Origin of the sequence: Paramagnetospirillum magneticum AMB-1 (assembly GCF_000009985.1) — a bacterium.
In the GTDB taxonomy this organism is placed as follows: domain Bacteria; phylum Pseudomonadota; class Alphaproteobacteria; order Rhodospirillales; family Magnetospirillaceae; genus Phaeospirillum; species Phaeospirillum magneticum.
The window spans coordinates 3,822,273-3,847,537 of sequence record NC_007626.1 but is presented as its reverse complement, the minus strand read 5'-3'; the positions used below and the strand labels follow the sequence as shown (position 1 = coordinate 3,847,537).

Here is a 25,265-nt window from a genome sequence, read left to right as displayed (position 1 = left end):
ATGGAAGGCTAGTCGAAACTTGCCAGCAGCGCGTCGATTTCGGCCTGATTGGTCGCGTTGCCGGGGAGCTGCGGGCCGTTGAGGAGATCCTGATCGGTCAGCGGCTTGTCTTCCTTCTGACCTGATCCATGGTTCATGTCGCCGCCGAACATCTTGACCAGGCTTTCCACCCGGTCCTCGATCTCCTTGAGCGCCCGGACCACCTTGGTGATACGCTGACCGGTGATATCCTGGAAGGTGCAGGCCTCGAAAATCCGCGTGGTGATCTCGTCGAGCCGGTTGGCCACGTCCTGGTCCAGCATGGGCGACAGCGAGCCGAGGCTCTCCGCCGCATCCATGATCTCGTTGGTCGCCGCCTCGGTGGCGCCGACGATGGCATCAAGCTCGTCGGTCGCCGAGGCGATGAACTCATTGGTGATTTCGCCGGGCCGAAGCGCGGCGATCTCTTCCTTGGCGGCATGGATGTATTGGGCCAGGGATTCCAACTCGCGATAGAGCCGCAAATCCCCGGCACCGATATCCCCCGTCATGGTTTCGAGCATGGCCCGAACCACTTCCCCGATTTTATCGACCTGAATGGTCTCGCCATGCTCGGCACGAATGGCGTCCAAGCGAAGCTCTAGATCGCGGTCAACGCCTTTCGCCGACATGACAGATAGACCCCCCAAAGGTCGTTAGAAATCGCCCAACACGCTCGTCATCTTGGTCTTCAACGTTTCGGCGTTGAAGGGCTTGACGATGTAGTTGGACACGCCGGCTTCCTTGGCCGCGATGACGTTTTCCGACTTGGACTCGGCCGTCACCATGATGAAGGGAACCGGCTTCAGCTTGGCGTCGGCGCGCACTTCACGCAGCAACTGCAGGCCGGTCATGGGCTCCATGTTCCAGTCGGAAATGACCAGACCGTAATTGCCCACGCGAAGCATCTGCAGCGCCATGGCGCCATCGGTCGCCTCATCGACGTTGTTGAAACCCAGCTGCTTCAGCAGGTTTCTGATGATTCGCAACATCGTCTTATAATCATCAACGATGAGGACATTCATATTCTTATCGACAGCCATCCATCCGCTCCTTCGAGACACTAGCCGCCAGCAACCGAACAAACCGGTAACCCACGAATTTTCCTAGTTAAGATGGGGGACCGCACTTGCGCAAGTCATTTTTTATGCAATCCCCCGACAATCACCCGCCCGAGGCCGCCCTTGGCATCGGTATCTGGCGTCTTTGTGCCAATTCGGCAGTAACTGCCTTGGCCTTGGACGGGTCCATTTCAGCCATGATCGGAGCAACACGTTGTTCCTTCATGCGCTCGACCACTTCCAGCAGGATATTCATATCCAGCTGCTCGAAAATCTTCGCCGCTTCCTTGGGCTTCATATTTTCGTAGATTTTAACCAGGGAGCGCATTTTATTGTCTTCCTGGTCGTTGTACTGACGCAGCAGGCCTTCGATGGTGTTCTGCAGCGTCTTCATCTCTGCGACCTTGCGGTCGATCTGGTCCTCGGCGGCCTTCAGCAGGGCCTCGCGCTTTTCGATGTCCTTTTCCCGGACGTCGAGGGTACCGCGCCGTTCCTGCAGCTTCTGCAGCACATCCAGTTCCGTCTGGCTCATGCCGGCGCCCGGGTCGGAGCCGGCAGTGGCCGGGGCGGCGGGGGCCGTCTGGGCCGGGGCGGTGGCGGCGGCCGGGGTGGCGGCGGGGGCGGCCGGAGGCTGGGCCTTGGGGGTCTGCTGCGCCTGCAGCTCGGCCACCGAGACGGTTTCCAGCCCGAACATGCCCTTGAAGATGTCGCCGACGCGCAGCGACAGCATCAGCACGCCCACGAAGATCAGGACGGGCAGCACCCGGACGATGGGAGCCTTGCCCTCGGACTTGCCGGCGCCCTTGGCGGATCTGGAGCCCTTGGACGCGCCGGGAGGCTGCACCTTGATGGGGCCGGGGACAGGCTTGCGGGTCTTGGTGGCCATGATGCCTCCTACCGCATGGACTGAAGGGCGCGCAGCAATTCGCGCTCGGCTTCGGAACGGTCGTCGCTTTCGGACTCGGCGGCAGCCGCGGCGGCGGCGATGGCGGCGGCGCGGTTGCCGGCCATGCGGGGCGGCGGCATGGTGGGCGTGGACGCGGTGCCGATCTGGGCCGAGCGCTCGGCGGTGGGGCCGCGTGGCTCGGGCGCCGGCTTGGGACCATCGGTGCGAGCCGAGCGGACGGCGTTTTCCAGGCGGTTGGCCATGGTGTCGGCGCGCTCGATCATGAAGGCCAGGTCGTCGCGCAGGGACTGCGCCTTCTCCACCCGCTCCTGCAGGGTCTGGCCGGATTCCTCGGCCGCCTTCCTGAGCTTGGGGATGGAGGATTCGGCGCGCAGCGTCGCCTCGTTGAAGGCGGCGATGGTCTTGGCCAGATCGTCGCGGTTCTTGCGCAAGGACGACAGGCGCTGGTTCAGCATCCAGGCATAGCCGATGGTGGCGATCAGCAGCACCGAAACGATAAGGTCGAGGACGACTTTCCAATCCACGGCGATCACCCGGACTTGATGGTGGATTCATCCACCTGAATGGCAATGTGCTGGCCCTTGCGCCCCATGCGGCCGCGGAACATGGCCACCTCGCCGCAGCGCATGTCGATCTGCGAATCGGCGGTGGCGTTCAGCATGAATTTCGAGCCTGGCTTCCAGTTCAGCACCTCGCGCAGGTTCATCACCTGCTCGTCCAGCACCGCTTCCAGCTCCACCTCGGTCAGCCACAGCTCCTCGGCCAAGTGGGTTTCCCAGATGGAGTCGCGGCCGAACTTTTCACCCATGAACATCTGCAGCAGCAGTTCACGGACGGGTTCGAGAGTGGCGTAGGGCAGCAGCAGTTCGAGGCGCCCGCCGCGGTCTTCCATGTCGATGCGCAGCTTGGCGACGATGGCGGCGTTGCTGGGGCGCGAGATGGTGGCGAAGCGCGGATTGGTTTCCAGGCGGTCGAAGCGGAAGGTCACCGGCGACAGGGGGTCGAAGGCCGCCGACAGATCGGACAGCACCACATGGACCATGCGCTCGACCAGATTGCGTTCGATGGTGGTGTAGGGGCGGCCCTCGATGCGCATGGCTGCCGTGCCGCGACGGCCGCCCAGCAGCACGTCGACGATGGAATAGATCAGCGAGGAATCGACGGTCAGCAGACCGAAATTGTCCCATTCCTCGGCCTTGAACACCGCCAGCATGGCGGGCAGGGGAATGGAGTTCAGGTAGTCGCCGAAGCGCAAGCTGAGAATGTTGTCCAGCGAGACTTCCACGTTGTCGGACGTGAAGTTGCGCATGGAGGTGGACATCATGCGGACCAGGCGGTCGAACACCACTTCCAGCATGGGAAGGCGTTCGTAGGACACCAGGGCGGAATTCAGGATGGCTTGGATGCCGGACTTGTCGTTGGCCCCGCCCATGTCGTCGTCGAATCCCAGCAGGGAGTCGATTTCGTCCTGGTTCAGAACGCGGGTGGCGTCCTTGGCTACCGCCGCCTGGGTCTCGCCGGTGCTGTCGCCGGCGCCTAGCATGGCCTCCCACTCGGCGGCCATGTCCCCGCCGTCGCCGCCGCCGGCGTCACCGCCGCCGCCGCCGCCGCCGCCGCCGGCGTCGTCGCCCGCCATGGCAGCCCACTCCTTCATCAGGGCCTCTTCGTCATCGGCCCCGCGGGTGGTTCCACCGTCGTCGTTCATCGCCATGTCGGTCTATCCCGCCGGTTCATCACTGGACCAGCATCTCCTTGAAGAGGACGTCATTGACCTTTACCGGCTTGACCGCCGCATTGACGCGGGTCAGCAATTCCTCGCGCAGCAGATGCATGCCCGACGCGCCCTGCAGGTCCTCGACCCGAAGCTCGCGCAGGTAGATCTGGAAGTTGTCGATGATGCGGGGCAGCATCTGCTCGACGCGGGGCTGGTCGGTGACCGCCTCCAGCTCCAGCGCGACGCGCAGTTTCAGGAAGGCCTGCTTGCGTCCGGTGGTCTGCAGGTTGACCAGCATCTCGGGCAGATCCATGAACGACGCCGCCTGCACCGCCTTGGGAGGCGGAGGCGGGGCGGCCGCCTCGGTGGCGCCGTGGTCGTCCTTCTTGCCCGTCAGCTTGTCCAGCAGGCCGGAGAAATAGACCCCCGCTCCGGCGCCCACCAGCAAGAGGATGGGCAGCACGATGATCAGGATCTTCTTGATCGGCAGCTTCTTCGACGGTGACTCGGAGATCTCTTCCGAGCCTTCGCCTTCTTCGAAATCTTCTTCCAGATCTTCGGCCATGACCCTCTTCCGCCGCTCGACGCGCCGGCCCACCAGGACCCACACGTGCGCATCTTAAAAACTAGACCTTCGCGGTTAACAGAAGGTTGCGCCGGCGCAAAAGAGAGGGAAACCACCCCATTTGCGCGGCACGCTTTCCCCCCGCCGCGGATGCACGATAGCAACCCCGGGGGGCACCCGGCAATAACTGCCCGGCAAGCCCTTCCCGGAACTGGGGGCTTGACGGGGAAAATGGTGGAAATGCTCGATTTCTGAAATTGGCACGCCGGTTGCGAGACTGGTGGCGCAAGCAATTGCCAACACGGATCGAGACCATGCAGAACACATCTTACATCGCTCTCTCCCGCCAGGCGGCCCTGTGGCGCCAGATGGAAGTCGTGGCCAACAACATGGCCAATGCCAACACCCCCGCCTTCAAAGGCGAAGAGATGATGTTCCGCGAGTTTCTGGTGCCGACCCGCTCGTCCGAGCGTGCCGTCGGCGGCAAGCTCTCCTTCGTCCAGGACGTGGGCGTGCTGCGCGACACCCGCGAAGGTCCGCTGACCAAGACCGACAATCCCCTGGATTTCGCCCTGCACGGCGACGGCTACTTCCAGATCGAGACCGAAGCCGGCATGCGCTATGCCCGCAACGGCCATTTCCGCCTGGACCAGACCGGCATGCTGGTCAATTCCCAGGGTTACGCGGTGATGGACGACCGGGACCAGCCCATCGTCTTCGCCCCCAACGAGACCCGGGTGGAAGTGGCATCCGACGGCACCGTCTCCACCGAGAACGGCCGCGTCGCCCGCCTCAAGGTGGTCAAGTTCGAGAACGACCAGCAGATGCGCAAGGCCGGCGACTCCCTCTACGAGACCACCCAGGAGCCCGAAGTGGTGCAAAGCCCCCACGTCGCCCAGGGGATGATGGAGGAATCCAATGTCCAGCCGGTGCTGGAGATGACCCGCATGACCCAGATTCTGCGCGAATATCAGGGTGTCCAGAAGATGCTGGACGCCGAGCACGACCGCCAGCTCAAGGCCATCCAGGCCCTGGGCTTCACCAAGACCAACTGACCGGTTCAACGAGTAAGGAACTCTCGCCATGCGCTCCCTGAACATCGCCGCGACCGGCATGCTGGCCCAGCAGACCAACGTCGAAGTCATCTCGAACAACATCGCGAACATGAACACCACCGCCTTCACCCGGCGGCGGCCTGAATTCGCGGACCTGCTCTACCAGAACCTGCGCCGCGTCGGCTCGCAGTCGTCGGATACCGGCACCATCGTGCCGACCGGCGTGCAGCTGGGCCTGGGCGTCAAGACCACGGCGGTGTACCGCATCACCGAGCAGGGCAGCGTCCAGAGCACCGACAACACCCTGGACATGGCGATCCAGGGCAAGGGCTACTTCCAGATCAAGCTGCCCTCGGGCGAGACCGCCTATACCCGTGACGGCTCGTTCCAGCTGTCGCCGGAAGGCACCATCGTCACCCACGAGGGCTATCAGGTGATCCCGCAGGTGACCATTCCCTCGGACGCGGTGGGCGTCACCGTCGACTCCACCGGCCAGGTGATCGTCAAGCAGGACGGCCAGGTGCAAAGCCAGATCAAGGGGCAGCTGACCCTGGCCACCTTCGCCAACGACGCCGGCCTGGAAGCCCGCGGCGGCAACCTGTTCATGGAAACCCCGGCCTCGGGCCAGCCGGTGGTGCAGACCCCGGGCAAGCCCGGCTTCGGCACCATCCTGCAGGGCTTCCTCGAGACCTCCAACGTCAACGTGGTGGCCGAGGTGACCAACCTGATCGGCGCCCAGCGCGCCTACGAAATGAACTCGAAGGTCATCCAGGCCTCCGACGAGATGCTCTCGACCATCAACCAGATGAAGTAGTGAGGCCATCATGATCCGCCGCCTCTGCCTTCGCGCCACCATCGCCGGCCTGGCTTTCGCCGCCGCCCTGGGCGGTGCCCTCGCCGCCGAACTGCCGCCCCAGCTGAAGCCCAGCGTGGTTCTCAACGGCGACGCCATCACCCTTGGCGACATCTGGGAGAACATTGGCGACAAGGCCGGCACGCCGCTGGCCAATGCGCCGGCGCCGGGCAAGCGGATCACCCTGGAGACCCGCTGGCTGATGGCCGTCGCCCAGTCCTACGGCATCGACTGGCGCCCGGCCTCGCCCTTCGAGCGCTCGGTGGTCGAGCGCGCCGGCCAGAGCGTCGACATCCGCGCCATCGAGACCGAGCTGAAGGAAGCCCTGTCCATGGAGGGTGCCCCCGCCGGCGCCTCCATCGAGATCAGCAACCGCCAGCAGCTTCACATCGTCATTCCCGCCACCGCCAGCCCCACCGTGGCGGTCAAGGACCTGGCCTACGATCCGCGCATGAACCGCTTCCAGGCGGTGGTCGAGGCTCCAGCCGGCGCGCCCAATTCCGTCCGCTTCAAGGTGATGGGCAGCGTCTACGCCTCGGCCCGCATCCCCGTCCTGGCGCATGCCATGGGGCGTGGCGACGTGATCCGCGAGGACGACATCCAGTGGGTGGACGTGCGCGAGGAAGTGGTCCGCCGCGACATCATCTCCAACGCCCGCATGCTGGTCGGCCAGGAGCCGCGCTATCAGTTGCGCGCCGGCGTGCCGGTGCGCACCAACGAGGTGCAAAAGCCGGTGGTGGTGGCCAAGAACAGCTCGGTGACCATCATGCTGCGCTCCAAGTTCATGACGCTGACGGCCCAGGGCCGTGCCATCGAGGACGGCAGCGTCGGCGACGTCATCCGCGTCACCAACGTTCAAAGCAAGCAGACCGTCGACGCCAAAATCGAAGGCCCCGGCCAGGTGTCGGTGATGCCCGGCGGGCTTCGCACCCTGGCCAACAACTGAGCCGTATTCGGGAGAGATCGATCATGTCCACCCCCTCCGCCTCCCGCCTGTTCGGCCGCAAGACCCTGCGGGCCCTGGCCCTGGTCGCCGCCATGTCCGAGCTGTCGGCCTGCAACATGCTGACCCGCATGTCGGAAGTGGGCTCCGGCCCGCAGACCTCGCCCATTCAGAATCCGACCCAGAAGTCGGGCTACCAGCCGGTCAGCATGCCCATGCCGCAGCCCTCGGCCCCGCCGCAGAACGCCAACTCCCTGTGGCGGCCCGGCGCCCGGGCTTTCTTCAAGGATCAGCGCGCCAAGGACGTGGGCGACATCCTGACCGTGGCGGTGTCCATCGCCGACAGCGCCACCCTGACCACCGGCCTGACCAACTCGCGGACCGGCTCGGAAAAGGCCGGCTCGGGTACCACCGGCTCGCCCATCTCGGCCATGGGCTTCGAACAGCAATTGTCCAAGCTGCTGCCCAACATCAACCTGGCCAGCCTGGCCGACCTGTCGTCGACCTCGGCGGTGACCAATTCCGGCAATACCACCCGGACGGAAAGCATCACCATGAGCATGGCGGCGGTGATCACCCAGGTGCTGCCCAACGGCAATCTGGTGATTTCCGGCCGCCAGGAGTTCCGGGTGAACTACGAAATGCGCGAATTGTCCATTCAGGGCATCATCCGGCCCGAGGACATCAGCTCGTCCAACTCGGTCAGCTCGGAAAAGATTGCCGAGGCCCGCGTCTATTACGGCGGCCGCGGCATGGTCAGCGATCTGACCCAGCCGCGCTACGGCCAGCAGATCTTCGACATCATCTTCCCGTTCTGATCGGACGCTTTTCCCAGGAAGGCCCGCCGGAGACACCTCCGGCGGGCCTTCGGCATTTTTTGCCGGGCGGGAGGGGGGCGCGGATTCTCAATCTGTCATCCCGAGCCATGGCGCGGGATCTCCACCTGGAACAGCGGGTCCGATTCGGAAACGGTAGGCCAGGCGGAGGTCCCTCCGCCCTTGGGCGTCGGGATGACAGGTATTTGTGTGTCTTAGACCATCGTGCGCAAAATCAGAAACAAGCTGTCACCCTGAGCCCAGCGAAGGGTCTTTCACGCGAGGACGCCAGCCGCTTCAGGCTGAAAGATCCTTCGCGGCGCTCAGGATGACACCCTGTCTCATATTTGACGCTCGGTGCTTTAAGATGCCGTGCCACCCGCAATTCCAAGCAAAAGGGGCGGGTCCTTGGCAGGACCCGCCCCTTGTCCGTGTCGGCCGGAGGTCCGGCCTACTTCTTCTTACCCTCGGCCAGGGGCAGGGCGATGTAGCGCAGTTGCTGGGGGTTCTCGACCCGAAGCAGCAGCGACTTGGCCCCGGCCCGGCGGCCCTCCTCGATCAGCTTGCCCAGATCGGCGGGCGAGCGGACCGGCTTGTGGTCGGCCTCGATGATCATGTCGCCAGGGCGCATGCCCTTTTCGGCGGCGGGGCTGTCGGGCTTGACCTCGGTGACGACGATGCCCTTGGCCTCATCGTCCAGGCCGAAGCGCTCGCGCAGCTGGGGGGTGGGCGACGAGACGGTCAGCCCGGCGCCGGGGATGGTCAGGATACCGTCCTTGCCGGCCTGGGGCTTGGGAGTCTCGGGCTTGCCCTTGACCTGCTGCTCGGCCGGGTCCTCGGGCATCTCGCCGACGCTGGCGGTGATGGTCTGGCGCTTGCCGTCGCGCCAGATGACCACTTCCACCTTCTTGCCGATGGGGGTGGAGGCCACGTAGCGGGGCAGGCGGCGCATCTCGGTGATGTCCTTGCCGTCGAACTTCAGCACCACGTCGCCGTCCTTTAGGCCGGCCTTGACGCCGGGACCGTTGGGATCGACCTTGGCCACCAGGGCGCCCTTCTGGTCGGGCAGGCCGATATTCTCGGCCATGTCGGTGTCCAGCGACTGGATGCGGATGCCCAGCCAGCCGCGCCGCACCTTGCCGAACTTCCGAAGGTCGTCCAGCACCGGCACGGCCAGCGAGGCGGGAACGGCGAAGCCGATGCCGATGGAGCCGCCCGATGGCGAGATGATCGCCGAGTTGATGCCGATGACCTCGCCCCGCATGTTGAACATGGGGCCGCCGGAATTGCCGCGATTGATGGCGGCATCGGTCTGCAGGAAGTCGTCATAGGGGCCGGCGTTGATGTCGCGGGCGCGGGCCGAGACGATGCCCGCCGTGACCGTGCCGCCGAAGCCGAAGGGGTTGCCGATGGCCAGCACCCAGTCGCCGACCCGGGCGTCGTCGGAATTTCCGAAGGGCACGGGGACCAGCGGCTTCTTGCCGGGCTCGATCTTCAGCAGGGCCAGGTCGACCTTGGGGTCGCGTCCCACCAGGGTGGCCTGGAACACCGTGTCGTCATGCAGCTTGACGCTGATCTCGTCGGCGTCGGCGATGACGTGGTTGTTGGTGACGATGTAGCCGGCCGCATCGATGATGAAGCCCGAGCCCAGCGAGGTGGCCTTGCGCGACGGCGCGTCGGGGCTCTTGCCGCCCTGCTGGCGCTCCATGAATTCCTTGAAGAACTCTTCGAGCGGGGAGCCCGGCGGGAATTGCGGCAGCTCGGGGCCGCCCTGGCTGGGCTTCATGGTCTGGGTGGTCGAGATGTTGACCACGGCCGGCAGCAGCCGTTCCGCCAGATCGGCGAAGCCGCCGGGCGGGGCGCCGGCGCGGGACGATCCGGGGACCAGCAGGGCGATGACCGCCAGGGCGCCGATCAGGCGGCGCAGGGCAGCGAGGGAAGGGTCACGTCTTGCGATGAACACTGGAGAACATCCTCCGGATGGGCTTTCGCCCCACGAAAATTGGGACGATCTGGATATTATCTCGGTCAGGCGGCCTGACAAGCCGCCGGGACTCTAGCCGTCAACTATGGCGCGATCATGGCCGAGCGCACCAGCCAGACGGCGCCAAGGCCCAGGATCGCCATGAACAGCCCGACTCCGCGCAGGAGATCGGGCGGCATGACCAGAACCTGGGCCATCATGCGCTTCATGGCGTCGGGGAAGGCCGCCCAGGCGAGGCCCTCGATGACGAGGACCAGCGCCAGGGCGGTCATCAGGTCGGTCATTGACCCCGGCGGCCCGGACCGGCTCCGAACGCCTTCAGGAATTCGTTGTCCGGCGACAGGACCAGGGTGGTGCTGCCGTCACCCAGCGCGGTGCGGTAGGCCTGCAGCGAGCGGTACAGGGCGAAGAACTGCGGGTCCTTGCCGAAGGCTTCGGCGAAGATGCGGTTGGCCTCGGCATCGCCCTGGCCGCGTTCGATCTGGGCGTTGCGCTGGGCCTCGGCCAGCAGCACGGTGCGTTCGCGGTCGGCGCGGGCGCGGATCTGCTGGCTCCACTCATAGCCCTGGGCGCGGGCTTCCTTGGCCTGACGTTCGCGCTCGGACTTCATGCGGTCGTAGATGGACTGGCTGGTCTCCTCCGGCAGGTCGGCGCGGCGCAGCCGCACGTCCACCACCTGGATGCCCAGTTCCTTCAGGGACCGCTCGGCCACTTCGTGCTGAATCTGCTCCATGATCTTGGCGCGCTCGTCCGACAGCAGCGAGGGCAGCATCACCTGACCCATCACCCGGCGCATGGCCGACGAGACGATCTGGGTCATCTGGGCGCGGGCCTGCACCTCGGTGCGCACCGCCTGATAGAACTTCAGCGGGTCGGCGATGCGGTAGCGGGTGAAGGTGTCGACCACGATGCGCTTCTGGTCGCCCATGATGATCTGCTCGTCGGGCGGATCGAGGGCGAGAAGGCGGTTGTCGTAGCGCACCACGTCCTCGATGAAGGGGACTTTGACGTGCAGGCCGGGCTCCTTGATGGTGGCGCGGTGGGCGCCGAAGCGCAGCACCAGGGCCTGCTCGGCCTGATTGACGATGAACAGCGAGGACGAGCCCAGCATCAGCAGGACCGCCGCCACGGCGGCGAAGAGCATCAGGGAGCGGTTCATTTGGCGCCTCCCTGCTTCTTCAGTTCGGGCAGCGGCAGATAGGGCACCAGGCCCTTGGCGGAGGGGTCGATGACCACCTTGGTGGCTCCCTTCAGGACGTCCTCCATGGTTTCGATGTACAGGCGCCGCATGGTGACGTCCTCGGCCTGCTTGTACGAGCCGTACAGCGACAGGAAGCGCTTGGCGTCGCCCTGGGCCAGATCCACCACCTGCTCGCGGTAGGCCTGGGCCTCCTGGGTCAGGCGCTCGGCCTCGCCGCGGGCGCGGGGGATGATGTCGTTGCGGTAGGCCTCGGCTTCGTTGCGGGCGCGCTCCTGGTCGGCGCGGGCGCGCTGCACGTCGTTGAAGGCGTCGATGACCGCGCTGGGCGGATCGACCTTCTGCAACTGGACCTGCTGGACGTGAATGCCGGCGCCATAGGCGTCGAGCAGGCGCTGCAGTTCTTCCTGGGCCTGGATGGCGATCAGTTCGCGCTTGTCGGACAGGGCCGCCTGGATGGGATTGCGGCCGATGACCTCGCGCAGCGCGCTTTCGGCGGCCACCTTGACGGTCAGCTCGGGGTCGCGTACCGCGAACAGATACTTGCCGGCGTCCTTGATGCGCCAGAACACCGCGGCTTCGGCCTCGACGATGTTCTCGTCGCCGGTCAGCATGCGGCTTTCGTCGGTGGCCCGTCCGCCGCCGCGCACGTCTCCGCCCATGCGCGAGCCCAGCAGCAGCTGGTTGACCTTGGTCACCTTGGGCAGCAGCACCGCCTCGATGGGGAAGGGCAGGCGGTAGTGCAGCCCCGGCTCGGTGGTATCCACCCACTTGCCGAAGCGCATCACCACGCCCTGCTCGTCGGGGCTGACCTTATAGATGCCGGAAGCGGCCCAGATCACCACGGCCAGCGCCGCCAGGGCGACGATGCCCCGGGCGCCGTTGGCGCCGCCGGATCCGCCCGGCATGGCGCGGCGCAGGCGCTCCTGGCCCTTGCGGATGAAGTCCTCGATATCCGGTCCGCCGCCAAAGCCGCCGCCGTTACCGCCGCCGCCACCCGGACGGTTGCCGCCGCCGTTGCCCCACGGGCCGCCGCCGTTACCGCCGCCGCCGCCCCAGGGGCCACCGCCGCCACGAGGATTCCAAGCCATGAATCGTCCCTTCGTCGAAGTCTCGGTCGCGTAGGCAAAAACCACCGACGCCCTCGGAACATAGGGCAGGATTCCGCCTCGCGCAACGCGGGGCCGTTCACATTACGGGTTTTCAATATTGAAAATGGCCCGAAATCGGCTTTGCAAACCGGGCGGCGCCCCCTATATGAGAAGACGCTTGTGCGCTTTGGCGGCACATACCCAACTAATTTACTGTGTCTTTACAGCGAAGAGGACAGCATGGCCGAGGTCACCGAACAGCAGATCATCGAGGCGCTGAGCCGGATCATTGATCCTGACCGCAAGGCCGACATCGTCGGTCTCGGCATGGTGTCGGGTCTGACGCTGAAGGGCGGCCACGTGGCCTTCGCCATCGAGGTGGACCCCCAACGCGGTCCCCATCTCGAGCCCCTGCGCAAGGCGGCCGAGAAGGCGGTGCATGATCTGCCGGGCGTGCTGTCGGTGTCGGCGGTGCTGACCGCCGAGCGCAACACCCAGGGCGGCCCCAAGGGCGCTCCCCAGGGCGGTCACGGCCATCAGGCGGAAAAGCCGCTGCTCCCCAACGTCAAGGCCATCGTCGCCATCGCCTCGGGCAAGGGCGGCGTGGGCAAGTCGACCACGGCCACCAACATCGCCATGGCGCTGTCGCGCATGGGACTCAAGGTCGGCCTGTTCGACGCCGATATCTTCGGGCCTTCCATGCCGCGCATGCTGGGCATCACCGGCGAGCCGGTCAGCCCCGACGGCCAGACCATGATGCCCATGGAGAATTACGGCGTGAAGTGCATGTCCATGGGCTTCCTGGTGCCCGAGGACTCGCCGATCATCTGGCGCGGCCCCATGGTCATGGGCGCCCTGGAGCAGCTTCTGCGCGACGTCCATTGGGGCGAGCTGGACGTGATGATCATCGACATGCCGCCCGGCACTGGCGATACCCAGCTGACCATGACCCAGCGGGTGCCGCTGACCGGCGCGGTGATCGTGTCGACCCCCCAGGACATCGCCCTGCTGGACGCCACCAAGGGCCTCAACATGTTCCGCAAGGTGGATGTGCCGGTGCTCGGCATCATCGAGAACATGAGCTATTACATCTGCCCCAAATGTGGCGACGAGGCCCACATCTTCGGCCATGGCGGCGCCAAGGCGGAAGCGGCGCGCCTGTCGGCCGACTTCCTGGGCGAGATCCCGCTGGACATCTCCATCCGCCAGACGGCGGACGCGGGCGAGCCCATCGTCATCTCCAAGCCCAACAGCCCCCACGCCAAGGTCTATATGGAGATCGCCGCCCGGATCTGGGACAAGGTCCAGGTCCTGCAAAGCAGCCGCAAGGGTCCGCGCATCGTCATGGAATAGGGGGGCTATCCCCCCGACGCCGGCCTCGGATGGGCGAGGTCGGTCATGACGCCCGGTCCGTTGACCAGCGAGAAGCCCGCCTTGATCACGTCGGTGATCAGCGGGCGGCGGCGGATGCCCCAGACATAGCAGGCCATGCCTGACTTGTGGGCCACGTCACGGAAGCGCTCCAGGCGCTCCAGCAGTTCGGCGTCGCCGGTCTTTTCCTCCGGCGCCAGCTGGGCCAGATCGATGCCGATGGCCTTGACGCCCTTCAGGGCCTTGATCATGCCCGGCGCCGACAGGGGCAGGCGGGCCATCAGGGTGCAGTCGAGCTTTTCCAGCGGCTGGAACAGGCGGGCGATGACGTGGGGCGGAATGGCCGGCGTCAGGCCGAAGATCTCGATTTTCAGATGTTTCCTCAGCGCCTGGGGCGGGCAGCTTTCGAACGGGATGCGGATGCAGTCGCGCCAGCGCGGCGCCAGACTCATCCAGTGGAACGGTACGGTCAGCCCCAGCTTGTGCCGACCGTAGAACAGATCCTTCAGCTCATGGGCGGCCTGGGTGGCGACGAAGCGGTCCATGGTCAGCGATTCGATGGGGGCGGCGTTGGCGTAGGCGTAGGCCCCTTCCAGCGGCGGGGTTCCCTCCTTGTCGACGCGGATGACCTTGGCGTGGAAGGCGCCCACCGCCCGCTTGGTGGCCACCCAGGTGGGAGTCCATACCAGCGTCAGGTTGGATTCCGGCGACAGGTGGTGATCCGAGGCCAGGCCGGCTTCGGCCTGAAGCTCCAGCTGCTCCTCCAGCCAGTCGGCGCCCTTGCCCTGCCGGCCCGCCACATTCATCACCTCGCGCGGGGCGTCGGCGCCCGCCAGGGTGGGTCCTTCCATGCGCAGGACTTCGCGGGGGGCATCCGCCCCGTTCAGGGTACGGCCTTCCACGGTCAGGGTGGTGCGCGGCGCGTCGGCGCCATGGAGTCCGCCGCTCTCCAGGGACAGCGGGCGGGAAGGACCGTCGCCGTCGCCGTGGGAGGCGCCCTCTACCCGGAAGGCCGGCAGCGGCTGGTCGCTGGCCCGCTTCCTCGGCTCCTCCATGACCCATTTGGGCACGGTGGATTCGTCGACGCGATAGGGCTTGTCTCCGCCGCTGATCGCGTAGGCGGTGCCTTTGGCCGCCTGCTGGCCGTCGGGGCGTCCGTCCTGGCCGGGAGCCAGCATGGCCGCCAGGGTGGCGCGATGGGGTGCCGACAGCCCGGACAGGGCGGGCAGGGCGGCTCCGGCCTGGGCGACGGCCTTGCGGATGGCCTCGTGATCCAGGGTGCCTTCGCCGGTTACCGCGTCCTTCACCGCCATGTTGGCGGCCACCACCTGGGGGCGGCGGCCGTCGATCAGCGCGTCGCCGAACAGGTAGGTGGAGAGGTCGGCGGCGATGGAGGCCACCCGCGCCCGGCTTTCCTGGCGCGACGCCACCGGCATGGACAGGCAGGCGATCTCGGCATCCAGCCGGGTGATCACGTCCTTGGACAGGTCCACATGGCGGCGGATGATGGCGTCGCCGGCCACTTCCAGCAATCCGCTGAGCTTGCCCCACTTGCTGCCCACCGCCTGGCGGAAATCGGTCAGGGAAAAGACGTGCAGGCGATGGTCGCCGCCCTTGCCGTCGGCCGAGGAATCCAGCAGGGCGCGGGCGAACGAATCCGGGTCGAGAAAGCCGGTCTGGGGCTGGCTTGGCCGCTTGGCCTGGGGCTTGGGCGCGGCAGGGGGCGCCCCGGCCGGTCTGGCCGGTTTCCGCCTGAACCGTTCCTTGACACCGGTCCACAGGCTTGCGAGGCCCATCATATTTTATCCCTAAGCCTCAGGATAGAATTCCATATGCCAGGTGGCCTGTCCAGTCGGGGCGTTCAAGTCCGGCTGGCGTACGGGGTGCGCTCTGGCTCCCCTTGGGGCAATATGGTATGGCAGTGGGCCGGCGGGCGTTCCAATCGGAAGGTCCCGGACTCTGGGGAGTAGGGTTGCATGCGTTCGTTTCTTGCCGTTTCGATGCTGGCGCTGGTTTTGTGGTCTGGTCTGGCGGAGCCCGCTGCGGCACAGGCGGGGGGGCCGGAGGCCGTCATCCGTACGTTCAGCGACCGCCTGCTCGAGTCCATGAAGGGTGGGGCCAAGCTGGGCTTCAAGGGCCGTGCCGAGAAAATGCGCCCCGCCGTGGCCGAAGCCTATGACATGCCCTCCATGACCCGTTCCACCCTGGGCACTGCCGCCACCAAGATGTCCCCCGACGAGGCCGGCAAGCTGGCCCAGGCCTATTCCAACTTTTCCGTGGCCACCTATGCCGCCCAGTTCAACGAATGGAACGGCGAGCGGTTCGAGGTGGGCGAGCAGCGCCCCTCGGCCGGCGGCTCGGTGATCGTCTCGTCCTGGCTGGTGCCGAAGAACGGCGATCCGACCCAGATCGACTACGTGATGCGCCAGGATCAGGGGCAGTGGCGGATCATCGACGTGCTGTTCGAAGGCACGGTCAGCCAGGTGGCGGTGCGGCGCTCGGAATTCGGGTCCATCTTCCGGTCCAAGGGCCTGGACGGGCTGATCGAGACCCTGGAGAAGCAGACCGCGGCATTGGACAAGTAACGCCATGATGTTCGTCTGGCAGGGCCTCTGTTTGGTCCTGATCGCATTGACGGTGGCGGGCTGCCTGTTCCAGGTGGCTTCGGCCGCGCTGGTCCGGCGCTTCCGGCGGGCACCGGAGCCGGTTCCCGCCGCCCGGCCGCCCATTTCGGTGATGAAGCCCCTGTGCGGCGCCGAGCACGGCATGGCCGCCAATCTGGACTCCTGCCTGCGCCAGGACTATCCCCGGTTTCAGTTGGTATTCGGCGTCGCCGACCCCGCCGATCCAGCCCTGGACGTGGTCAAGGCGCTGCCCGGCGACGTGGAGGGGGCCGAAATCGACTGGGTGGCCGATTCCGCCCGCCACGGCCACAATCTCAAGGTGGGCAACCTCCTCAACATGTGGCCCAAGGTGCGCCACGACGTGATCGCCATCGCCGACAGCGATATCCGGGTGGGACCCCATTATCTGGACGATCTGGCCGCGCCCTTTGACGACCCCAAGGTGGGAATCGTCACCTGTCTTTACGTCGGGCGGCCCGAGCCCGACCTGTGGAGTTCCCTGGGCGCCATGGGCATCAACCATGGCTTTTTGCCCGGCGCGGTGCTGGCCCGCGCCATCGGCCGCAAGGACGGTTGTTTCGGCGCCACCATGGCTGTGCGCCGCGAGGTGCTGGAAAAGGGCGGCGGCCTCGCGGCCCTCTCCCAGGTGCTGGCCGATGATTGGGTGCTGGGGCGCATGGTGCGCGACCAGGGGCTCGAGATCGTCCTGGCGGCGCGGCCGGTGGACATGAACGTCCACGAGCCTTCGCTCAAAACTTTGCTCGATCATGAAATTCGCTGGGGCCGGACCATTGCGGCGGTGGACCGGACTTCCTACATGGCTTCGGTGATCACCCAGCCGGTGGCTCTTGCGGCGCTGGCGGTGCTGGCGGGCGGCGCGTGGTGGCCGTCCGTGGCGGCGCTGGCGTTGGCGGTGCTTTGCCGGTTGTGGGCGGTTCGGGTCGAGGAGCGGGCGCTGGGGCTTCCCCGGTGCGGTCTCGGTCTGCTGGGCATGAGGGAAATTCTGTCGTTCGTCGTCTATGTTGTCGCATGTTGCGGACGGACTGTGGTATGGCGTGGCCGGCGATTCGCCGTCCGTGCCGACGGCACACTCGATCAGGTTGAAGGCAGTCAGACATGAAGAAGTCGCTTTTCCTCAATCCGCCCTCGTTCGAAGGTTATGACGGCGGGGCCGGTGCCCGTTTCCAGGCGAAGCGCGAGATCAAGTCCAACTGGTATCCCACCTGGCTGGCCCAGCCGGCCGCCATGGTTCCCGGCTCCAAGCTGGTGGACGCCCCGGCCTCGGGCAAGACCCTGGACGACTGCCTGAAGCTGGCCAAGGATTACGAGCTGCTGGTGATCTATGCCGGCGCCGCCACCTATGCCTCCGAGTGCAAGGTGGCCGAGGCCTTCAAGGCCGCCAATCCGAACATCATGATCGGCATGGTCGGCGCCCATGTGGCGACGGTGCCCGAGCCCTCGCTGCTGGCGTCGGACGCCATCGACTTCGTGGCGCGGCACGAGTTCGACTACACCATCGTCGAAGTGGCCGAGGGCAAGCCCTTCGCCGAGATCGACGGCCTGACCTTCCGGGGCGAGGACGGCAAGCCGGTCCACACCAAGGACCGCGCCATGATCCACGACATGGACGCGCTGCCCTTCGTCGGTCCGGTCTATCGCCGCGACCTCAATCCCGACGATTACTTCATCGGCTATATCCGCCATCCCTACATGGCGTTCTATACGGGGCGCGGCTGCAAGTCCAAGTGCAGCTTCTGCCTGTGGCCGCAGACCATCGGCGGCCGCGTCTACCGCGCCCGCAGCGCCAAGAGCGTCATCGAGGAAGTGACCCTGGCCCGCCAGATGTTCCCCGAGGTGCGCGAGTTCTTCTTCGACGACGACACCTTCACCGACGATCTGGAGCGGGTCGAGGAAATCGCCAAGGGCATCGGCCATCTGGGCGTGCCGTGGTCGTGCAACGCCAAGGCCAACATTCCGCGCAAGACCCTGGAAGTGCTGAAGGCCAACGGCCTGCGCGTTCTGGTGGTTGGCTATGAATCCGGCGTGCAGGAAATCCTGAACAACATCAGGAAGGGCCTGCGCATCGATATCATCAAGCGCTTCTCCCAGGACTGCCACGAATTGGGCATCGTGGTGCACGGCACCTTCATCCTGGGTCTGCCGGGCGAGACCCGCGAGACCATCAAGCAGACCCTGGCCTTCGCCAAGGAGGTCAATCCCCGCACCCTGCAGGTTTCCATGGCGGCGCCCTATCCCGGCACCGAACTGTACGAGCAGGCCATCGCCAACGGCTGGTTCAAGCAGGACAAGGATCTGGTGATGAAGGAAACCGGCGGCGGCGGCTGGCAGGTGGCAGCGCTGTCCTATCCCGACCTGTCGTCCGAGGAAATCTTCAAGGGCGTGGCCGAGTTCTACAAGGCCTTCTATTTCCGCCCATCCAAGATCGGCGAGATCGTCTGGGAGATGCTCCACGACTGGGACATGATGAAGCGTCGCCTGCGTGAAGGCGTCGAGTTTTTCCAGTTCCTCAGGACCCGCAACAAGCCGATGGAATGCTAGCCGCTTTCCCTTAGGACAAGATGGAGAAGGGGGGCCTCAGCCCCCCTTTTTCATGCGCAGCTTATCCCAGTATTCCAGCCGCTTCCTGATCTCGCGTTCGAAGCCGCGCTCGACCGGCCGGTAGAAGCGGGTGCGATCCATGCCGTCGGGGAAGTAGTTCTGGCCCGAGAACCCGTCCGGGTCGTCGTGGTCGTATTTGTAGCCGTCGGAATAGCCCAGGTTTTTCATCATCTTGGTCGGTGCGTTCAGGATGTGCATGGGCGGGGCCAGGGAGCCGGTGCCCTTGGCCGCCTTGCGCGCCGCCTTGTAGGCCATGTAGGCGGCGTTGGATTTGGGCGCGGTGCCCAGATAGATCACCAGTTGCGCCAGGGCCAGTTCGCCCTCGGGCGATCCCAGGCGCTCGTAGACGTCCCAGGCGGCAATGGCCTGGGTGACGGCTTGGGGGTCGGCCAGCCCGATATCCTCGACGGCGAAGCGGGTCAGGCGGCGGGCGATGAACAGCGGGTCCTCGCCCCCTTCCAGCATACGGGCCATCCAGTACAGCGCCGCGTCGGTGTCCGAGCCGCGCAGGGATTTGTGCAACGCGCTGATCAGGTTGTAATGGCCCTCGCGGTCCTTGTCGTAGGCCGGCGCCCGGCGCTGCACCGCGCTCGCCAGCCCGGCGGCGTCCAGCACCGGCTCGGGCGGCAGCATGGCCAGGTCCTCGGCCAGATTGAGCAGATAGCGGCCGTCGCCGTCGGCCATGGCGCGCATGGCGGCGCGGGCGTCGGAATCCAGGGGCAGGGTGCGGCCCAGATCCGCCTCGGCCTTGAGCAGCAGATCCTCCAGCGCCCCGTCGTCCAGGCGGTGCAGCACCAGCACCTGACAGCGCGACAGCAGCGCGCCGTTCAGCTCGAAGGACGGGTTCTCGGTGGTGGCGCCCACCAGCACCACGGTGCCGTTCTCCACATAGGGCAGGAAACCGTCCTGCTGCGCCCGGTTGAAGCGGTGGATCTCGTCCACGAACAGCAAGGTCGACCGACCGGTCTGTTTTCGCTTTTCGGCGGCATCGAACACCTTGCGCAGATCGGCGACGCCGGAGAACACCGCCGAGAGGGGCTCGAAATACAGGCCGACCCGTTCGGCCAGCAGCCGGGCGATGGTGGTCTTGCCGCAGCCCGGCGGCCCCCACAGGATCACCGAAGCCAGACGTCCGGCCGCCAGCATGCGGCCCAGGGGGGCGGTGGCGGCCAGCAGGTGGGACTGCCCCACCACCTCTTCCAGCGTCGCGGGCCGCAGGCGCTCGGCCAGCGGCTTGTCGCCCGAGGGGGTGTCGAACAGCGAGGTCATCCGCCCAGCACCAGACTCATGACCTCGCCGTTGCGCTTGATGGTGATGGCCCAGCGGGGCTGTTCCGCTTCCAGCAGGCGGCGGGCGTCGGCGACGCTGGACACCGGGCGCTCGTTGATCTTCATCAGCATGTCGCCGGGTTGCAGCCCCAGGCGGTTGGCCACCGAGCCGCGCTTGATGGCGAAGATCATCACGCCGGTCAGGCCGGAATTGATGCCGATCTCCTCGGCCAGGGCAGGGTTGAGGTTGACCAGGGTGGCGCCGGAAAAGGGATTGCGGCCGGCGATGTCGGTCTTGTCGCGGGGCGGGGTTTCGGGCGGCGCCACCAGCCGGACGGTAATGGTCCGCTCGGCCCCGTTGCGCAGCACGGTCAGGCGGGCATCGGCGCCGATGGGCAGGGTGGCGAGGCGAAAGCGCATGCCTTCGGGATCGTCCACTTCGCGGCCTTCCACCGCCACGATGATGTCGCCGTCGGCCAATCCGCCACGGGCGGCGGGCGACTCGCCATGGATGTGGTTGACCAGCACGCCGATGGGGCGCGGCAGCTTCAGGGCCTGGGCCAGATCGGCGGTGACCGCCTGGCCCGAGGCGCCCAGCCACGGCCGCACCACCTTGCCGCCCTTGGCGATGGAGGCGGCCACCTGGCGCACCAGGGCGGTGGGAATGGCGAAGCCGATGCCGTTGGAACCGCCGTCCTTGGAATAGATGGCGGTGTTGATGCCGATCAGCCGGCCCTGCAGGTCCACCAGGGCGCCGCCGGAATTGCCGGGATTGATGGCGGCATCGGTCTGGATGAAGCTTTGCACGTCCGAGACGCCCACATTGGTGCGCGCCAGGGCCGAGACGATGCCCTGGGTCACCGTCTGGCCGACGCCGAAGGGATTGCCCACCGCCATGACCACGTCGCCCACCTCGATGGCGTCGGAATCACCGAGCGTCAGGGTGGGGAAGCTCTCCCTGCCGCCATCGATCTTCAGCACCGCCAGATCGGTGCGGTCGTCGGAGCCGACGATGCGGGCCTCGAATTCGCGGCGGTCGGACAGCACCACCGTGACCTCGTCGGCATCCTTGATGACGTGGTGGTTGGTCACCACCGTGCCGTCGGCGGCGATCAGCACGCCCGAGCCCAGGGAGCGCTGCACCCTCTCCTGGCTCATGCCCGGCACGTCGCCGAAGAAGCGGCGGAAGAACGGGTCGGCGAACAGCGGCGAGGCGGCCGCCCTCACCACCCGCTTGGTGTAGATGTTGACCACGGCGGGCGCCACCTGCCGGGCCACCGGCGCGAAGGTGAGCTTCACCTGCTCACGCGAGCCGGGAACCACCTGGGTCTGGGCCTGGGCGGCGGGGACGAGAATCACCAGGGCGAGGGCGGCGGCGAGGGACTTGAACGACATGGTCATGGCAACCCGCTGAACAGGAAAAACGGCTTCCCTATATAAGGTCATTCCCGGCGCTTCGTCACCTCTTCGAGGCTGTCATCCTGAGCGCAAGCGAAGGATCTCGTTCTGGCCCGGCTTTTCAGAATTGCCACCGTCCTGCCATGCGGAGATTCCTCGCCCATGGCTCGGAATGACAAATCAGATCACCGCCAGTCCAAGGGATAGCTGACCAGCCCGTCGGCCAGCTTGGGCTCGAACCAGGTGGATTTGGGCGGCATCACCTGATTGGACTCGGCGACGGCCACCAGATCCTCCATCTGGGTGGGGAACAGGGCGAAGGCGGCGGCCATTTCGCCCGAATTCACACGGCGCTCCAGTTCGTCCAGGCCGCGCTTGCCCCCGACGAAGTCGATGCGCTTGTCCTTGCGCAGGTCGGTGACGCCCAGCACCGGCCCCAGCAGCCGGTCGGACAGCAGGCTGACGTCGAGCCGGGCCACCGGATCGGCGGGTGGAGCGTTGCGGAGGCCCAGCCGGTACCACTGGCCCTGGAGGTAAAGGCCGAACTGGCGGGCCTGGGCGGGGCGGGCCTGTTCCGACGACGGCTCCACGGTGAACTCGGCCGCCAGCGCCTGCAGGAAGGCGTCGGGCGACAGGCCGTTCAGGTCCTTGACCACCCGGTTGTAGTCGAAGATCTTCATTTCCTGGATGGGGAAGGTCACTACCAGGAAGCTTTCATAGGCCTCCTCGCCGGAGGCGCAGCACTTCCTTTCCCGCCGTACCATGGCGACCCGCGAGGCGGCGGCCGAGCGGTGATGGCCGTCGGCGATGTAGACCGCCTTCATGGTGTCGAAGGATCGGGTCACCGCCTTGATCTGCACCTCGTTATCCATCACCCACAGGGTATGGACGATGCCGTCCTCGGCGGTGACCGAATAGGTCGGGGCGCCCGCCGTCACCGCCTTGATGGCGGCGGCGATCTCGGGGGTGTCGCGGTGGGCCAGCAGCACCGGCCCGGTCTGGGCGTCGCAGGAATCGATCTGGCGGACGCGGTCGTCCTCCTTGTCGGGGCGGGTGAACTCGTGCTTGCGGATGCGGTTGGCATCATAGGCCGCCACCGAGCCGCCGCCGACGATGCCGGTCTGCACGTGGTCGCCCATGCGCAGGCGGTAGACGTAGAAGCAGGGCTTGGCGTCGCGGACCAGTACGCCCGCCGCCACCATGGCCCTCAGGGTCTCCGCCGCCTTGGCGTAGACGGCGGGGGCGTAAACGTCGGTGCCGGGGGGCAGGTCGATCTCGGGCTTGGAGACGTGCAGGAAGGAATGGGGCTTGCCCGCCGCCATTTCCCGGGCCTCGTCCGACGACAGCACGTCATAGGGCGGGGCGGCCACCTGGGCGGCGGTGGCGGGGGTGGGGCGCAGGCCGGGGAAGGGGCGGAGCAGCGGCACGGACACTTTGGACCTCCCGAAGCAATGACGTCGCCCACTGGTTTATCCCTCGCCAAGGCATCAGCCAAGGGCTTCCTGCTTGCCAAGCCGTGTTGCGGTGCAGTAAACGGGACCGTTTTTCCTCCTCTCCTCAAGGACGCGCCATGATCAACGTTCTGACCCTGATCGCCGGACATGGCGGAGAGGGCCTCGATTCCTCGCTGGTCTTCGAGGTGCGCGGCGCGCTGAGGGCACTGGGCGCCGAAGTGGGCCACGCCCGCTGGCTGAGCCCCGAACACGCCTGCGACCTGGATTTCTCCGAGCTGGACCCGCGTCAGGCCGATCAGGTGGCGGCCCGCATCCTGGAGGGCTGGAACGTGGACGTGGTCGCCCAGAAGGCCGAGGGGCGGCGCAAGATGCTGCTGGTCGCCGACATGGATTCCACCATGGTCATCGGCGAGACCCTGGACGAACTGGCCGACTTCGCCGGGCTGAAGGATCACATCGCGCGCATCACCGCACGCGCCATGAATGGCGAGATCGGCTTCGAGGCGGCTCTGCGCGAGCGCGTCGGCCTGCTCAAGGATCTGCCGGAAGAGTGTCTGCAAAAGACCTGGGACCGCATCGAATTCACCCCGGGCGCCCACAAGCTGGTGCGGACCATGGTCAAGCACGGCGCCCATGCCGTGCTGGTGTCGGGCGGCTTCAAGTTCTTTACCTCCAAGGTCCGCGATGCCTGCGGCTTCCACCGCGACATCGCCAATGAGCTGATTGTCGAGAATGGTCGACTGACCGGTCAGGTCGGCGACACCATCATAGGCCGCGAGGCCAAGCTGGCCACCCTGAACGCCGTGTCGGCGGAGTTGGGCATCACGCCCGAGCTGGCGGTTTCGGTGGGTGACGGCGCCAACGACCTGGACATGCTGCGCGCCGCCGGGCTGGGCGTCGCCTTCCACGCCAAGCCGGTGGTGGCCGCCGAGGCCCGGGTGCGGGTCGACCACGGCGATCTGGTCACCCTGCTCTACGCCCAGGGCTATGCCGACGACGAGATGGTGGAGTAGTCCGGCAGGCGGTCGGGATCGGCCAGCAGGTAGATTCCGCCGATGCGTCCCCCGATGCAGCCGAAGGTCAGTGCCCAGCGGACGTCGCCCTTCGTCTCGCCGACCAGGGCGGGCAGGCCGTTGATCTCGGCGATGCGAAAGGCGAAGTCGGCGGGCTGGAACTTGCGGCGCACCCCCAGGATGAAGCGGGCGATGCGGTCGGGACCTCGAATGGGATTGCGGGCCGACTTGACCTTGCCGCCGCCATCGCTGATTAGCCGGGATTCGCCGCCCAGCAGGGCCACCAGGGCGCCGTAGTCGCGCTGGTCGCAGGCGGCGGCGAAGCGCCGCACCAGGGTGCCGGTCTGGGCCGCATCCCAGTCGAAGCGGGCCTCGCCCTTCAGCGCGGCGCGGGCGCGGCTCATGATCTGGCGGCAGGTGGCGACGCTCTTGCCCAGAATGGCGGCGATGTCGGCGAAGTCTAGGTCCATGGCCTCGCGCAGCACATACACCGCCCGCTGGTCCGGCGTCAGGCGTTCCAGCAGCAACAGCAGCCCTGTGGACAAATCGGCCTCGCCCGGCTCCAGCGGCTCGACCCAAGGGTCGGGCAGCCATTGGGCGCCCAGGCGGGCGCGGCGCTGGTCCTTGCGCAGTCGGTCCAGGGCCAGCCGGGTCACCTGGGTGGTGAGGAAGGCGGCGGGCTCCTCCACGCCGTCACTCCCCCTGCTCCATTTCAGCCAGGCATCCTGAAGCACGTCCTCGGCATCGGCGGTGCTGCCCAGCAGGCGGTAGGCCAGCAGCCGCAGACGCGGCCGCTGAGCCAGGAAGTGGACCAAGGCGGGGCTTTGGCCCTCAGCCATGGGGTCCCACCGCATAGGCCGAGATGCCCACCCGGTTCCAGGCGTTGATCACCGCGATGACCATGGTCAGGTCGGCGATATAGGGCTCGGCATGGTGGCGGCGCAGTTCGGCCAGCAATTCGGGGACCTTGTCCTCCTCCTGGCGCGTCAGCGCCTCGGCCCAGGCGAAGGCAGCCCGGTCCCCGGCGTTGAACAGCGGAGAGGTCGGCCACTGGGCCACCGCCTGCAGCTGTTCCTCGGTGACGCCGTCGCGCAGGCCCCATTCGCGGTGCAGGTTCTGGCAGAAGTGGCAGTTGTTGAGCTGCGAGACCCGAAGATCGATCAGATGCTTGAAGCCGGCCCCCAGGCTGGACCCGGCCAGGATGTCCGAGACGGCGTAAAGGCCCTGATAGGCCTGGGGCGCCAGGGTGGTGATGTCGAAGCGCGTATTCATGACGGCGATCCTTTTTCGAGAGATACGCCCTGATGACGCGCC

At 66.5% G+C, this 25,265-nt stretch carries 25 protein-coding genes; 9 read left to right on the top strand and 16 right to left on the bottom strand.

The annotated features are described in order from the left end of the window. Positions 1 to 8 precede the first annotated feature (8 nt). From AMB_RS17715 to AMB_RS17690, 6 genes are all read right to left on the bottom strand, one after another. The gene (locus AMB_RS17715) at positions 9 to 611 is read right to left on the bottom strand and encodes a protein phosphatase CheZ (RefSeq protein WP_148207474.1); all 603 of its coding nucleotides are present in this window, start codon (positions 609 to 611) and stop codon (positions 9 to 11) included. A 63-nt stretch (positions 612 to 674) separates the two neighbouring features. Next, positions 675 to 1,061 (bottom strand): response regulator, encoded by a 387-nt coding sequence (locus AMB_RS17710; RefSeq protein ID WP_008622552.1) that lies wholly within the window; start codon positions 1,059 to 1,061, stop codon positions 675 to 677. 121 nt (positions 1,062 to 1,182) lie between these two features. Further along, positions 1,183 to 1,965 carry a MotE family protein gene (locus tag AMB_RS17705; protein WP_011385860.1) on the bottom strand — a complete coding sequence of 261 codons (783 nt, stop codon included), beginning with the start codon at positions 1,963 to 1,965 and terminating at the stop codon, positions 1,183 to 1,185. Between the two features lie 8 nt (positions 1,966 to 1,973). Next, positions 1,974 to 2,510: a DUF6468 domain-containing protein gene (locus AMB_RS23560; protein ID WP_231848880.1), complete on the bottom strand. Its 537-nt coding sequence runs from the start codon at positions 2,508 to 2,510 to the stop codon at positions 1,974 to 1,976. 5 nt (positions 2,511 to 2,515) lie between these two features. Further along, a complete protein-coding gene (fliM, locus tag AMB_RS17695; protein WP_011385858.1) occupies positions 2,516 to 3,697 on the bottom strand; it encodes a flagellar motor switch protein FliM in 1,182 nt (393 codons plus the stop codon). Between the two features lie 22 nt (positions 3,698 to 3,719). After that, positions 3,720 to 4,265 carry a flagellar basal body-associated FliL family protein gene (locus tag AMB_RS17690; protein ID WP_011385857.1) on the bottom strand — a complete coding sequence of 182 codons (546 nt, stop codon included), beginning with the start codon at positions 4,263 to 4,265 and terminating at the stop codon, positions 3,720 to 3,722. Between the two features lie 314 nt (positions 4,266 to 4,579). On the opposite strand from AMB_RS17690, the gene flgF reads away from it, so the two are divergent. Genes flgF through flgH form a run of 4 tightly spaced genes read left to right on the top strand, consistent with a single transcriptional unit; the run spans position 4,580 to position 7,934 of the window. Beyond that, positions 4,580 to 5,320, top strand: a complete 741-nt coding sequence (gene flgF / locus AMB_RS17685; protein WP_043745054.1) for a flagellar basal-body rod protein FlgF — start codon at positions 4,580 to 4,582, stop codon at positions 5,318 to 5,320. Positions 5,321 to 5,348: 28 nt separating this feature from the next. After that, positions 5,349 to 6,134: a flagellar basal-body rod protein FlgG gene (flgG, locus tag AMB_RS17680; protein WP_011385855.1), complete on the top strand. Its 786-nt coding sequence runs from the start codon at positions 5,349 to 5,351 to the stop codon at positions 6,132 to 6,134. Positions 6,135 to 6,144: 10 nt separating this feature from the next. Further along, a complete protein-coding gene (flgA, locus tag AMB_RS17675; protein ID WP_011385854.1) occupies positions 6,145 to 7,119 on the top strand; it encodes a flagellar basal body P-ring formation chaperone FlgA in 975 nt (324 codons plus the stop codon). Positions 7,120 to 7,142: 23 nt separating this feature from the next. Continuing rightward, a complete protein-coding gene (flgH, locus tag AMB_RS17670; protein WP_011385853.1) occupies positions 7,143 to 7,934 on the top strand; it encodes a flagellar basal body L-ring protein FlgH in 792 nt (263 codons plus the stop codon). A 448-nt stretch (positions 7,935 to 8,382) separates the two neighbouring features. Here flgH and AMB_RS17665 read toward each other — a convergent pair whose 3' ends face one another. The 4 genes from AMB_RS17665 to hflK form a co-directional block, all read right to left on the bottom strand. Then, positions 8,383 to 9,894 (bottom strand): DegQ family serine endoprotease, encoded by a 1,512-nt coding sequence (locus tag AMB_RS17665; protein ID WP_011385852.1) that lies wholly within the window; start codon positions 9,892 to 9,894, stop codon positions 8,383 to 8,385. Positions 9,895 to 9,998: 104 nt separating this feature from the next. Continuing rightward, positions 9,999 to 10,199, bottom strand: a complete 201-nt coding sequence (locus AMB_RS17660) for a DUF2065 domain-containing protein (protein ID WP_011385851.1) — start codon at positions 10,197 to 10,199, stop codon at positions 9,999 to 10,001. After that, on the bottom strand, positions 10,196 to 11,074 hold the full coding sequence (gene hflC / locus AMB_RS17655) for a protease modulator HflC (protein ID WP_011385850.1): 879 nt from the start codon (positions 11,072 to 11,074) through the stop codon (positions 10,196 to 10,198). The genes AMB_RS17660 and hflC overlap by 4 nt, the downstream gene beginning before the upstream one ends. Then, entirely contained in the window at positions 11,071 to 12,204 is a 1,134-nt protein-coding gene (gene hflK / locus AMB_RS17650) for an FtsH protease activity modulator HflK (protein WP_043745051.1), read from the bottom strand. Before hflK ends, hflC begins: the two co-directional genes overlap by 4 nt. A 240-nt stretch (positions 12,205 to 12,444) precedes the next feature. Here hflK and AMB_RS17645 point away from each other — a divergent pair, with 240 nt between their 5' ends. After that, positions 12,445 to 13,557: an Mrp/NBP35 family ATP-binding protein gene (locus tag AMB_RS17645; RefSeq protein WP_043745048.1), complete on the top strand. Its 1,113-nt coding sequence runs from the start codon at positions 12,445 to 12,447 to the stop codon at positions 13,555 to 13,557. Positions 13,558 to 13,562: 5 nt separating this feature from the next. Here AMB_RS17645 and AMB_RS17640 read toward each other — a convergent pair whose 3' ends face one another. After that, on the bottom strand, positions 13,563 to 15,374 hold the full coding sequence (locus AMB_RS17640) for a hypothetical protein (RefSeq protein ID WP_011385846.1): 1,812 nt from the start codon (positions 15,372 to 15,374) through the stop codon (positions 13,563 to 13,565). Between the two features lie 177 nt (positions 15,375 to 15,551). Here AMB_RS17640 and AMB_RS17635 point away from each other — a divergent pair, with 177 nt between their 5' ends. The 3 genes from AMB_RS17635 to hpnJ are packed head-to-tail and all read left to right on the top strand — an operon-like array spanning position 15,552 to position 18,758. Next, positions 15,552 to 16,160 (top strand): HpnM family protein, encoded by a 609-nt coding sequence (locus AMB_RS17635; protein WP_011385845.1) that lies wholly within the window; start codon positions 15,552 to 15,554, stop codon positions 16,158 to 16,160. A gap of 4 nt (positions 16,161 to 16,164) precedes the next feature. Continuing rightward, complete coding sequence (gene hpnI, locus AMB_RS17630; protein WP_011385844.1) at positions 16,165 to 17,319, top strand: bacteriohopanetetrol glucosamine biosynthesis glycosyltransferase HpnI; 1,155 nt, start codon at positions 16,165 to 16,167, stop codon at positions 17,317 to 17,319. Beyond that, a complete protein-coding gene (gene hpnJ, locus AMB_RS17625; protein WP_011385843.1) occupies positions 17,316 to 18,758 on the top strand; it encodes a hopanoid biosynthesis associated radical SAM protein HpnJ in 1,443 nt (480 codons plus the stop codon). Before hpnI ends, hpnJ begins: the two co-directional genes overlap by 4 nt. A gap of 36 nt (positions 18,759 to 18,794) precedes the next feature. On the opposite strand, the gene AMB_RS17620 is transcribed toward hpnJ, so the two are convergent. From AMB_RS17620 to AMB_RS17610, 3 genes are all read right to left on the bottom strand, one after another. After that, entirely contained in the window at positions 18,795 to 20,087 is a 1,293-nt protein-coding gene (locus AMB_RS17620; protein ID WP_011385842.1) for a replication-associated recombination protein A, read from the bottom strand. After that, positions 20,084 to 21,481: a DegQ family serine endoprotease gene (locus tag AMB_RS17615; protein WP_197532014.1), complete on the bottom strand. Its 1,398-nt coding sequence runs from the start codon at positions 21,479 to 21,481 to the stop codon at positions 20,084 to 20,086. Before AMB_RS17615 ends, AMB_RS17620 begins: the two co-directional genes overlap by 4 nt. A gap of 188 nt (positions 21,482 to 21,669) precedes the next feature. Continuing rightward, positions 21,670 to 22,917 carry a DUF1015 domain-containing protein gene (locus AMB_RS17610; RefSeq protein WP_011385840.1) on the bottom strand — a complete coding sequence of 416 codons (1,248 nt, stop codon included), beginning with the start codon at positions 22,915 to 22,917 and terminating at the stop codon, positions 21,670 to 21,672. Between the two features lie 137 nt (positions 22,918 to 23,054). Here AMB_RS17610 and serB point away from each other — a divergent pair, with 137 nt between their 5' ends. Further along, entirely contained in the window at positions 23,055 to 23,951 is an 897-nt protein-coding gene (gene serB / locus AMB_RS17605) for a phosphoserine phosphatase SerB (protein ID WP_011385839.1), read from the top strand. Here the strand turns inward: serB and AMB_RS17600 are convergent. Together AMB_RS17600 and AMB_RS17595 are read right to left on the bottom strand one after the other, a co-directional pair. Then, on the bottom strand, positions 23,924 to 24,790 hold the full coding sequence (locus tag AMB_RS17600; protein WP_011385838.1) for a sigma-70 family RNA polymerase sigma factor: 867 nt from the start codon (positions 24,788 to 24,790) through the stop codon (positions 23,924 to 23,926). The genes serB and AMB_RS17600 overlap by 28 nt on opposite strands. After that, a complete protein-coding gene (locus AMB_RS17595; protein ID WP_011385837.1) occupies positions 24,783 to 25,223 on the bottom strand; it encodes a carboxymuconolactone decarboxylase family protein in 441 nt (146 codons plus the stop codon). Before AMB_RS17595 ends, AMB_RS17600 begins: the two co-directional genes overlap by 8 nt. Positions 25,224 to 25,265: the final 42 nt, after the last annotated feature.